At 40.9% G+C, this 10,818-nt stretch carries 9 protein-coding genes, 1 pseudogene and 1 riboswitch; of the genes and pseudogenes, 6 read left to right on the forward strand and 4 right to left on the reverse strand.

What is annotated here, in order from left to right:
- Positions 1 to 80: 80 nt before the first annotated feature.
- On the reverse strand, positions 81 to 1,037 hold the full coding sequence (locus A3GI_RS0106115; RefSeq protein WP_018360589.1) for a D-2-hydroxyacid dehydrogenase: 957 nt from the start codon (positions 1,035 to 1,037) through the stop codon (positions 81 to 83).
- 185 nt (positions 1,038 to 1,222) lie between these two features.
- On the opposite strand from A3GI_RS0106115, the gene A3GI_RS0106120 reads away from it, so the two are divergent.
- The 6 genes from A3GI_RS0106120 to A3GI_RS10745 all read left to right on the forward strand — a co-directional run bounded on the left by A3GI_RS0106120 (position 1,223) and on the right by A3GI_RS10745 (position 8,825).
- On the forward strand, positions 1,223 to 2,422 hold the full coding sequence (locus A3GI_RS0106120; RefSeq protein ID WP_018360590.1) for a uracil-xanthine permease family protein: 1,200 nt from the start codon (positions 1,223 to 1,225) through the stop codon (positions 2,420 to 2,422).
- 89 nt (positions 2,423 to 2,511) lie between these two features.
- The gene (locus A3GI_RS0106125) at positions 2,512 to 3,258 is read left to right on the forward strand and encodes a carboxypeptidase-like regulatory domain-containing protein (RefSeq protein ID WP_018360591.1); all 747 of its coding nucleotides are present in this window, start codon (positions 2,512 to 2,514) and stop codon (positions 3,256 to 3,258) included.
- A gap of 279 nt (positions 3,259 to 3,537) precedes the next feature.
- A riboswitch (cobalamin riboswitch) is annotated at positions 3,538 to 3,780 on the forward strand.
- A gap of 37 nt (positions 3,781 to 3,817) precedes the next feature.
- Positions 3,818 to 5,887 carry a TonB-dependent receptor gene (locus A3GI_RS10740; RefSeq protein ID WP_018360593.1) on the forward strand — a complete coding sequence of 690 codons (2,070 nt, stop codon included), beginning with the start codon at positions 3,818 to 3,820 and terminating at the stop codon, positions 5,885 to 5,887.
- Positions 5,888 to 5,912: 25 nt separating this feature from the next.
- Complete coding sequence (locus tag A3GI_RS0106135; RefSeq protein WP_147277716.1) at positions 5,913 to 6,986, forward strand: YncE family protein; 1,074 nt, start codon at positions 5,913 to 5,915, stop codon at positions 6,984 to 6,986.
- Positions 6,987 to 7,004: 18 nt separating this feature from the next.
- The gene (locus tag A3GI_RS0106140; protein ID WP_018360595.1) at positions 7,005 to 8,054 is read left to right on the forward strand and encodes a FecCD family ABC transporter permease; all 1,050 of its coding nucleotides are present in this window, start codon (positions 7,005 to 7,007) and stop codon (positions 8,052 to 8,054) included.
- A 33-nt stretch (positions 8,055 to 8,087) separates the two neighbouring features.
- The gene (locus A3GI_RS10745) at positions 8,088 to 8,825 is read left to right on the forward strand and encodes an ABC transporter ATP-binding protein (RefSeq protein WP_162151352.1); all 738 of its coding nucleotides are present in this window, start codon (positions 8,088 to 8,090) and stop codon (positions 8,823 to 8,825) included.
- Between the two features lie 156 nt (positions 8,826 to 8,981).
- Here the strand turns inward: A3GI_RS10745 and A3GI_RS0106150 are convergent, their stop codons facing one another.
- The 3 genes and pseudogenes from A3GI_RS0106150 to A3GI_RS10750 all read right to left on the reverse strand — a co-directional run.
- Positions 8,982 to 10,124 carry a 3'-5' exonuclease gene (locus tag A3GI_RS0106150; RefSeq protein WP_018360597.1) on the reverse strand — a complete coding sequence of 381 codons (1,143 nt, stop codon included), beginning with the start codon at positions 10,122 to 10,124 and terminating at the stop codon, positions 8,982 to 8,984.
- A 279-nt stretch (positions 10,125 to 10,403) separates the two neighbouring features.
- A pseudogene (locus A3GI_RS11430) lies at positions 10,404 to 10,538 on the reverse strand (UvrD-helicase domain-containing protein); the annotation flags it as partial.
- Positions 10,539 to 10,594: 56 nt separating this feature from the next.
- The coding region (locus tag A3GI_RS10750; RefSeq protein WP_018360599.1) for a transposase at positions 10,595 to 10,818 on the reverse strand (224 nt) is incomplete at its 5' end.

Genomic DNA, 10,818 nt, shown 5'->3' on the forward strand with positions numbered 1-10,818 from the left:
ATCCGAAAAGTGAGCAACTTTAAGGATAGCCTGTTTTATTTTATCTATGGCTCGGGCAGGATTGTTTTATACAATCGATTTTACCGGAGAACGGTGTTGATCGGATTTCCCGAAAGAAAAGCAGTCAGGTTTTTGGCCGTATGGTCTGCAATTCGTCTGCATGCATTTTTTGTTGCCCATCCGACATGTGGGGTGAGGTAACAATTTCGAAGATTGAATAGAGGATGTTCACAGCCGGGAGGTTCTTCCGATAATACGTCCAATCCTGCCGCTGCAATCCTGCCGTTTATCAGGGCCGTTTTTAGTGCCTCTTCGTCCACCAGAGCTCCCCTCGCTGTATTGATGAGTATAGCTGTCGGCTTCATCGATTTTAATTTATCGGTATCCACTAATCCTTTTGTTTCCGCTGTAAGCGGGCAATGCAGGCTTACCACATCGGCAGAAGAGAATAACTCTTTCAGGCCGACCGATTTGCAATAGGCCGGTAGCTGTTTTTGAGGTTTGGAAGTATATACAAGGACGCTCATACCAAAACCATGTGCTATACGAGCCACAGCAGAACCGATGTTTCCGAAGCCTACGATACCGATGCTTTGTCCATAGACCTCGATATAATCCGCACGCCTCATATCCATCGGCTGTTCTTTTTGCCACAGACCTTTATGAATGAATTCATTGTATTTGTTTACCGACATGACAATGTTAAGAAGATGCGAGAAAACCATTTGGGCAACGGATTCCGAAGAATAAGCCGGAAGGTTTGTAACCACGATGCCGCGTTCGCGTGCCGCCTGTATATCTATCAGGTTGGTTCCGGTTGTCATGATTCCGATATACTTCAGTTCCGGTGACCGGTCCATGTCTTCTGCCTTTATCGGAGTCTTATTGGTCAAGACGATTTCTGCATCCGATATTCGTTCGTGAAGTTGTTCTGTAGAAGTGGTATCATAAATAACACATTCTCCAAGTGATTGTATTTCGCTCCAGTCGAGATCTCCGGGTTGTGCTGCAAATCCGTCTAAGATTACGATTTTCATATACGATTGTTTTTCTGCTAAACAGCCGTATATAAATTAAAGTTTGATTTGCTGTTCAACAATCATTACCACAATCAAATACTAAATCGATAAAAAAATCCGGTTGAAGGCCTATCTTTGCAGAGAAATGGAATCGTTGAAGTATATACGCTTTTTTGCCATTGGAGAAATACAATTGTTGATTTATGGATACAGTTAATCTATCCCCTGTGAAAAAAGGACTCGTCGGAGTCCAATTCTTATTCGTAGCTTTCGGTGCTACCGTACTGGTTCCCCTGTTGGTCGGCTTAGATCCTTCTACTGCTCTTTTTACCGCCGGAATAGGCACTCTGATTTTTCATTTGGTAACCAAAGGTCAAGTACCGATTTTCTTAGGCAGCAGCTTTGCTTTCATTGCTCCCATTATCAGTGCGACGGAGTTATATGGCTTGGCCGGCACATTATCCGGTATGGTCGGTGTTGCTTTGGTTTATTTTGCAATCAGTTCACTGGTAAAATGGCGTGGGGTAAAGGTAGTCGACAAATTATTCCCTCCTGTCGTAATCGGCCCGGTTATTATCCTTATCGGTTTGTCTTTGGCCGGAACGGGGGTGAAAATGGCAGAGGAAAATTGGATCCTGGCAGCCATTTCTTTACTTACGGCGATACTCGTTACTATATGGGGAAGAGGACTGTGGAAGTTGATCCCTATTTTCTCCGGTATCGTTGTCGGTTATCTTGTTGCTATTCTTTTTTTCAAGATTGATTTGAGTGCAGTTCAATTGGCCGGCTGGATCGGTCTTCCGCAGTTCAGTTTCCCGAAATTTTCATGGGAACCCATCGTCTATATGATTCCTGTTGCTATTGCTCCGGTTATTGAGCATATAGGGGACGTTTATGTAGTCAATACCGTTGCCCAAAAAGATTTTGTCAAAGATCCGGGACTTCATCGCACTTTGTTGGGAGACGGGTTGGCTTGCCTCGTGGCCGGTTTTCTCGGAGGGCCCCCTGTAACAACTTATTCCGAAGTTACCGGTGCCATGTCATTGACTAAGGTCACCAACCCTCAGGTTATCCGCATAGCAGCTTTTACAGCGATTGTTTTTTCCGTTATCGGTAAAATAAGTGCTCTTTTGAAGTCCATTCCTCCTGCTGTTTTAGGCGGTATCATGCTGTTGCTTTTCGGCACGATTGCCAGTGCCGGCGTTTCCAGTATGATTCATAACCGTGTTAATCTCAATTCCACAAGAAATATTGTTATCGTTTCCCTTACGCTGACCTTCGGTATCGGCGGTGCTATTTTCAAATGGGGTAATTTTTCTCTGACCGGTATCGGATTGTCGGCTGTAATAGGAGTAGTGCTCAATCTGGTTCTACCGCTGGACTCGGATGAAAAGAAAGCTTAGATATTTTTATGGTATTGTATTATTTGTAAGTGGAAAATAGTGTCTTGACCATGAAATGAAAATGAAGTATAAATTTTGTTTTGAAATAAATGAAAAGGATTCTTTTACTGTTGTTGGTTTTTGTTTTAGGAGGCAAACTATTTGCTCAAGATGATAATAAAATCGTTATTTCAGGGCAAGTTACGGATTTTGAAGGAAATCCCATTGACAGTTGCGCCGTCATATTGATGCAAAAAAATTTTAATCCGGCAAAAATGACTTTTTCTGACAAAACCGGACATTACAAACTCCAAGAGGTGGAAAAAGGGCGATATATTGCACTGCTTGCCATACGTCTGAATGAACATCCATTATCTAAACGGATGTTTGGTATTGAACCTCTTACCGCTGAAAATCTGCGTTTGGAATTTTGGGCATGGAACGTAGTTGCCGACAGAGATTTAACGATAAATCCCCGTTACGACCGATTGGAATTATACGGTTTTCGGGTTTTTGAAGTTATTGGAGGCTCTCCTTTTTTAATGGCCTATGTTCGTCCGATGAGTATGGGTAAATTTTTGGAAACCGGTGATATTGAAGATATTTCACCTCTTAAGGATGATATTCAGTTCCAATTATTTGCAGATAAAGAACCTTTGGCTGTTCGTTCCGTTCAAACAATCGAGGAATATACCGGCAAAAATGGAAAGTCGCAAACGGCATTTATCATCCAATTCGATCGTCCGGTAAAAGTTACGGGCGACCGTTGCATATTCAGAATTGAAGCAACTCACAAGGCATTTGGAGGTGAAAAGGGTGAAAATTTATTTTTTCATGAATGGATAAATTATAAATAATAATCCGGCCGGCGTATTCATATAAAATATCGGACATTATTTAATTGATTAATCCTCAAGCAAGTAAACGTTTTGCGCAACGGTTAAAATTCTCTGCCTGACGGATTTTTATCGAAGTTAACTTGGATTTTTTTTCTTTGCCTGAAGAATTTTCAACCATCAGGCAGAGAATTTTTCAGTACACGTCAACCTGTTTTTCTATCGGTCGTTAAAAGAAATCTTCTGTTAAAGATTTCCATATTTGCTTTTATCGAAAACATAGCATTATCTTTATCTGCATAATAGATTGCCGGGGTAATTTAATGGTTTATGTATTCTTATATTCGTAATCCATTAGGGAAATCGGTGAGAGACCGATACTAACACGTAGCTGTAAGCATCATCCTTATGTGATTGTGTATTGTATAAGGCTCTGCTTTTTCGTAAAAATCCATTTCAGTCACTGTGAAAATGGGAAGGCTGAATATCGGAGAAAAAGCATTGGTGATAAGTCAGAATACCTGCCCTGTCAGTCATCTAATCAATCTTTAGGGGCACGTGTAATTGTCTTGAAGAAATAATGATACTTCAAAAGGAAAAATATTTAGGGAGATTTCTCCTCTTTTTATTGATTACGAAGGTTATTGCTATTTTATTTTTTACGGCAATATCCACGGAGAGTGCTGCTCAGCATTATAATTTGCCCCAACCCCCGGAGGCAATAGGCAGAGATACGGTCTATCATCTGAAAAATATCGATGTAAAAAAGAAGCGAAAGCAGAGCGGTTTGTCTGTGGCTGTGCCGCAGCAAACTCTTGAACGTGCAAATCTTGAGCGCATGGGTATACAGAGTTTGGCCGATGCGCTTAAACAGTTTTCCGGTGTTACCGTCAGAGACTATGGTGGCGTAGGGGGGCTTAAAACCGTTTCGGTACGCGGACTCGATGCTACAATGACAGGAGTGGCCGTAGATGGTATAGCCATTGGTAATATAAGTAGCGGACAGGTGGATTTGGGGCAGATCTCATTAAGCCGTCTGGAGCAAATCAGTCTTACCGGCGGTTCTCCCGTGCAGTTGGATTTGCCGGCACGTATTGCCATGAATCCTGCAGCTTTGATGCTTACCTCCCGACACCCTGTTTTTGACATGAGAAACAGTCTTCTGAATGTCTCTATTCGTGCCGGTTCTTATGCCCTGATTAACCCTGTTGTTTATGCTGCACTTCGTTTGAGTGAGCACAGCTCCATAGCGTGGCAGGTTAATTGGGAACAGGCTTCCGGCAATTATCCGTTTACTGTCGATCTGGGTAAGAGAAAAGAAGAGAGAAAGAGAACGAATTCCGATGTTAAAAGACTGATCTCCTCGATAGATTATTTCGGCTCTTGGAGAAATACGTCGATTACGCTGCAAACTTCTTATCTTAATTCTAACCGCGGACTGCCGGGGTCGGTGGTTTATTATAACGACTATAACAACGAACGACTTTGGGATCAGGAAATAAGGATGCAGGGGCGATGGGAGCAGGTTTTTGATAACAGTCCGTTGAGGTTGAACGTATATGCGAAGTATAACCATCATTACACTCACTATCGCGATATTTCCAATAAATATGAAGGTGGAGAAAAGAATGATAAGTATTGGGAAAACGAATACTATCTGTCGGCATCTCTGAATAATGCCAATAGATCCCGGAGATGGCATTTTGCCTTTGCTTCGGACTATTGGTATAATACTCTGACTAATACTTTGCCGGCGCAAAACGAACCGGCAAGGCACACTGCTGTAAATCATCTGCAAGCCCGATATCAGGGAGCACGTATTATCGCTATTGCCGGCGTATTGTCTTTATTCACCCATGAAAGCGTAAAAGAAGGAGATGCGGCTAAAAACAGATATGCCACCACAGGACATGTCGGTTTGATATGGAAACCATGGGAAAGTGAATATATCCGTTTCCGAACTTCCTGGAAGCAGATATACAGGTTACCTACTTTTAATGAACTTTATTATGATCGTATCGGAAATAACCGCTTAAATCCCGAGAATGGGCATCAGTTTAATTTAGGTGTTACTTATCAGGCTGCACTTTCTTCGTGGTTTACAAATCTTTCCCTTAGTGTCGATGCTTACAAATACAATGTCAGAGATAAAATCGTAGCCATACCCACCATGTTTATATGGCGTATGGTCAATCTGGATAAAGTGAATTCTTCCGGTATCGATCTGAGTGTGCAAACATCATTCAGGTTAAAGAAAAACTGGGAGCTGTTTGTTAATGGCAATTACAGCTATCAAAAGGTTATCGACGTAACAAACCCTTCACAGAGTGTCTATAAAGCACAGATACCCTATATACCCCGTCATTCCGGCAGTTTGCAGATGCTATTGTCTTTGCCGGTCTGTAACATAAGCTATAATATGATAGCCAGTGGCGTTCGGTATTCAAGCTACGAAAATACGGTTCATAACCGTATCAAGGCTTACAGAGACCATACGGTTTCCGTATCTGTTCCATTCTCTATCAAAAAACATGAATATACGTTGCAGGCAACGGTCAGAAATTTGACCGATAAAAATTATGAGGTTATTCGCTTCTATCCGATGCCGGGACGTACCTATGAATTAAAGTTAACATATCAAATCAATTAATTTGAAAATTATGAAATCGATTTTTATGAAAAAATACTGGCTGCTTTTGGTAGCCGTATTTGCATTCAGCCTCATCGGTTGCGACAGTGATAACAATAAGGATCCGGAGTTTAATCCGGACGAAAATCCCAAAACGAATTTTGCCTATATTCTGAATGAAGGAAATTTCAGGGCAAATAATACCTCCATTATGCTGTATAATAAGCATGATGAAATTGGAACGGATTTTTATTATAAACGCATGAATGGCGAACCTTTGGGCGATACCGGGCAGGATATATTGGTTTATGGAAACAAAGTTTATATTTCGATTTACGGTTCCGGTCGATTGCTGATTACTGATAAAAAGCTTAACAAGCTGGGTGAGATTTCTGCTGGCAAAGATCGTGCTCCGCGTGAATTTGCAGCAGGAGAGGGAAAGGTTTTTGTTTCTTTCTTTGATGGACATGTCGGCGTTATCGATACGGTTACGCTCAAATTGGATTCTAAATTGTATGAAGTAGGTAGAAATCCCGAAGGTATAGCCTATCAAAACGGTTATGTGTATGTAGTCAACAGCGGAGGAATGAATTATCCTAATTACGACAATACACTTTCTAAAATAAATTTGAAAACGGGTGATATTTCCACAATAGAGGTCGGTAAAAATCCAACATCTATTCTCCCGATCAAAGACAATAAGTTTCTTATTAGAAGAAATGGTGATTATGTTAAAGATAATGGAGGTCTTTTGGTTTATGATCCTAAAACGGATAAAGTAAAAGCCATCGATGGTTCTTTGCCCGGCCTTTTGGCGGTAAGCGGGAATAAAGCTTACTATATTACCACGGTCTATAATTTTGAGAAAAAGAAGAATGATTTGACTTATAATATCTTGGATTTGAATACTCTAAAAGTGAAAAAGGAATCTTTTTTACAAGATACATCCATGATTTCTGATGTGCGTGCTATCGTGATAGATCCTTTCGATAAAGATATTTATATTGCTGATCCGTTGGATTATAAATCTACCGGTAAGATACATGTGTTCGACAAAAACGGTAAATTCAAAAAAACATTTTCTGCCGGCATAAGTCCTAAAAAGATTATTTTCTTTTAGTTAATACCTTTTCTGTTTATGACGGTGATGAAGAACAGGCAGCAAATGATATGGATGGGTCTCATGATCTTATTCTGTGTGGTTTCATTTATTGCCGATATTCTGATGGCCGGCATACCTATTCCTTTGTCAGACTTCGGTGCGCTCGTTTCCGGGCGCCCGTTGTCTGACTCTTCTTTTCATTTTATCCTCATGCAGTTAAGACTGCCTAAGGCCATTACGGCTGTTTTGGCCGGTGCCGGAGTGGCTGTTACAGGATTGGCCATGCAAACGTTGTTTCGTAATCCGCTCGCCGATACTTCCATTTTAGGTATTGGTAGTGGAGCCGGACTCGGTGTGGCAATCTTTTTAATGTCTTCCTCTCTCTTTCCGGCGTTATCGCTTGTTCCTTCTTTTTCTTATACAGGTATGATCTTATCTGCCATTGTGGGAGCTTTGGCAGTTTTGTTTGTTATTTCTCTGGTGGCGCTTCGTATTCAGGATATGGTTTCCGTTCTCATCGTCGGTGTTATGGTGGGATTTATTGCCTCTTCTATGGTCTCTATTCTCCAGTATTTCAGTGATCCGGAAATCATTCAAAACTATTTGATTTGGACTTTCGGCAGCCTCTCCGGTGTCGGTTGGGCTCAATTGCAATGGCTTATTCCTATATGTGCGATAGGATTTACTTTGATGCTTTTGATGCCCAAATACCTGAATGCTTTATTACTGGGAAATGCTTATGCAAGGAGTATCGGTATCCGTACAAGACATGTGAGTCTTGCCGTTATTTTAGTCACGAGTATCATTATCGGTGCAACCACAGCCTTTACCGGTCCTATCTCTTTTGTAGGGATCGCAATTCCTCATGCTGCCAGAATACTTCTCAGAACATCGGATCATCGTATTTTGATTCCTGCTACGCTACTTTTAGGATCAAGTTTGATGCTTGTTTGCGATATTATTTCTTATCTGCCATCTAACGGTATGGTGTTGCCTGTAAACTCCATCACTGCTGTGTTGGGGGCTCCGGTGGTTATTGCCATTATCCTGAAGCAAAGAAGTCATAAAGGAAAGATCTTCGGATAAAGCATGGTTTCACGTAAAAACGACATACAGAGCATGTATATACGTAATCTTACCACAGGTTACGTGAAAAACAATGCTCAAAAGGTTATTTCCGCCCGGCTGAATCTGACAGCCCATAGAGGGCAACTTATTATGTTGATGGGACCCAACGGATGTGGCAAAAGCACTTTGATGAGAACGATTATCGGGGAGCAAAAACCGCTGGATGGGGCAGTGTTGTTTGACGATATTTCGGTTAAGGATTTATCTATATCCGCACGTTCAAGGCTTATTTCGATTGTTTTGACCGGGAACTTGGGCAGCGATGCCTTGCGAGTCGGAGAGATTGTCGAGATGGGGCGTTATCCGTACACCGGTTTCAGGGGAAAACTCGACGAACAGGATGTTGCAATTGTCCAAAAAGCTCTTGCAAGGTGCAGTTTGGCAAAATTCGTCGACCGGCATCTTTCCGAACTTTCCGATGGAGAAAAGCAACGCTCTATGATTGCGCGGGCTTTAGCTCAGGAAACCCCGGTCATGTTATTGGACGAACCCACTGCGCACCTCGATATACCTAACCGGGTGAGCGTGTGTGCCATGTTGAGAGATCTGGCTCATGCGGAAGAACGGAAAATCATCGTTATGAGCACTCATGAACTGGATCTGGCAAAGAAATATGCCGATCGGATATGGTTAATGGATCGAGAGGGCGTGATGCATACGGGAACTCCTGCCGAATTGGACGAACAGGGGCTTTTCCGCACCGTTTTTTCTGCTGCTGCCATCCTCTAAACCGTATATGTGTATATAGATGTTGAAAAAGTCATTAGCATCTCTATTTTTCTAAATATGGTATTTGGGAAATAAAGGCTAATCATCCGGATTTGTTCTGCTTTTCAATTTACCTTCCGCATCGATGTTTTCGGATTGAATGTCAATGTCGCTTACTCATTCGATAGGTTCCGATGAGACAGCTTTATCACAATAGCAACTACTGATTTTTTCAAAATAAAGTTCGGGTAAAATAATTTTAATCTCCTGATCGGTATCTTCTTTCAGCCAATAAATGATGAAATTAACCTTCGCGCTTTTTAATACATAATTTTTCTCCTTCATGTTTTCAATTTGTCTGGCAAACTGTTTTGAGTATTTCAAAACCGATTGCCCTTCGGAATTTGAACATCCTTTTTCATCGACAATCAGAATATCTCCGCTTGTAAGTTGAGAAATCAGATACTGTTTGTCTTGGAAATAATCCAGCCAAACGTCCTTATGAGTCAGGTGTATTGCAATTTCGTTTGGCGGTAAATAAATTCCCGTATCTTCAATCCGCTCCATATTTTCTGCTGAGATATGATCAAGAAAATTTGAGTTCAAGTGAATCGTTAGGTTTTGTTTAGCCCTTGTCATTGCTACATACAACTGTCGTTTGGCTTCGTTTGTAGTTATATCGAAATTTTCAAGTAATAGAAAAACATTGTCAAATTCCTTGCCTTTCGCCTTGTGAATTGTTGAAACGAAGATCGTTTCCCCATTTTCATTAAAGAAGTCTTCTAACCTGGATTCCCTTATGAAAACTTCCAAATCAGATTTATATTTTTTTGTTGGATTAGTTGCCTCAAAATCTTTTATAATGTTGTTGCAGACTTGTAATTTAGTGCTATGATGATATCTGTTTATCAGTTCCCTTTTTGCTCTCTCCCAACTGTTATCTGCAATGATGAAAATATCGTCTCTTAAGTTTAGTTTGTTCAAAAAGAATCTAATCTCAGAAAGATTGTAAAGGCTGAAGCCATCGTTTGTTTGAATCAGTCTTGCCTGCATTCCGTTTTTCAAAAGCAAGCCTGTAATTTGCAATGCTTCATCATTTGTTTTTGTCAGTACACAGGTCGTTCCTGTAAGTCCGGTTGCCAGAATATCCTGTACGAGAGGATTGATCAGATTTTCACTTTGATAACGAACTAATTTTATTTTCCCATTGTCGGGTTGTTTAGCAACGATTGGAGTTTCTTTTAACCGGTGAGGAATCAATTTTACAAACTGGTTGGTAAACTCTATTAGATTGTTTTTGCTTCTGTAGTTTTCGATCAAATCATGTTTTACAGCGTTGTTTTCTAAAATGAACTGCTCAAGATATTTTGAATTATTGCTGTCCGGTAAAAAATCGAAGAACCTTCAAAAACTACTGTTCTATAGCAGATTACAAGAGAATTTGAATTAGAGGGCTTGTATTTTTCCATACTGTCATTTCTAACATTGTCAAACTCCTTTTTCTTCGTAATGCCCTTTTAGAAGGTTGTTTTTGCGAAATATGAAGGGTTTTAGTTCCAAATCTCTAACCTCCTAAATTTTACCGGACACCAATAATTTTGAATTTGCTCCTCTGAATTCATAGATATTTTGGTCATCATCCCCAACTGCGATCACTCTCATTTCCTCGTTTTGCTCCATCAATGTTTTTATCAATGAAAACTCATCTGCATCCATATCTTGAGCTTCGTCAAGGGGCTGTGTCAAAATGAATTTTGGCGCAGCTCCTTTTAGTTTTGGTTTGGGGTTGGTTAAGCCACCGGTTTTAGCCTTTGAGGGATATTTTTGTGTTTTTCGAGGAGGTGGAAGCGCATGAGGCCGAGATTGAGGGTTGATATAGGTCTTTTGGGAGTGTTTTTCGCCTTTCGAGCAACCTTAGCACATAGTTTCTTCAGATTAAAGGCCATAGCTAGAAAGGCGAAGTCCATCTTGACCTGCTCTAAGCCCATATGTCTGAAACGCCGATACCCCATGT

The sequence above is a fragment of the Porphyromonas macacae DSM 20710 = JCM 13914 genome (genome assembly GCF_000379945.1).
Lineage (GTDB): Bacteria > Bacteroidota > Bacteroidia > Bacteroidales > Porphyromonadaceae > Porphyromonas > Porphyromonas macacae.

Excerpts from the sequence above, each read along its gene's own strand:
- A3GI_RS10740 (WP_018360593.1), top strand. The coding sequence starts at position 3,818 with ATGATACTTCAAAAGGAAAAATATTTAGGGAGATTTCTCCTCTTTTTA.
- A3GI_RS10745 (WP_162151352.1), top strand. The coding sequence starts at position 8,088 with ATGTATATACGTAATCTTACCACAGGTTACGTGAAAAACAATGCTCAA.
- A3GI_RS0106140 (WP_018360595.1), top strand. The coding sequence starts at position 7,005 with ATGACGGTGATGAAGAACAGGCAGCAAATGATATGGATGGGTCTCATG.
- A3GI_RS0106125 (WP_018360591.1), top strand. The coding sequence starts at position 2,512 with ATGAAAAGGATTCTTTTACTGTTGTTGGTTTTTGTTTTAGGAGGCAAA.
- A3GI_RS0106135 (WP_147277716.1), top strand. The coding sequence starts at position 5,913 with ATGAAAAAATACTGGCTGCTTTTGGTAGCCGTATTTGCATTCAGCCTC.
- A3GI_RS0106115 (WP_018360589.1), bottom strand. The coding sequence starts at position 1,037 with ATGAAAATCGTAATCTTAGACGGATTTGCAGCACAACCCGGAGATCTC.
- A3GI_RS0106120 (WP_018360590.1), top strand. The coding sequence starts at position 1,223 with ATGGATACAGTTAATCTATCCCCTGTGAAAAAAGGACTCGTCGGAGTC.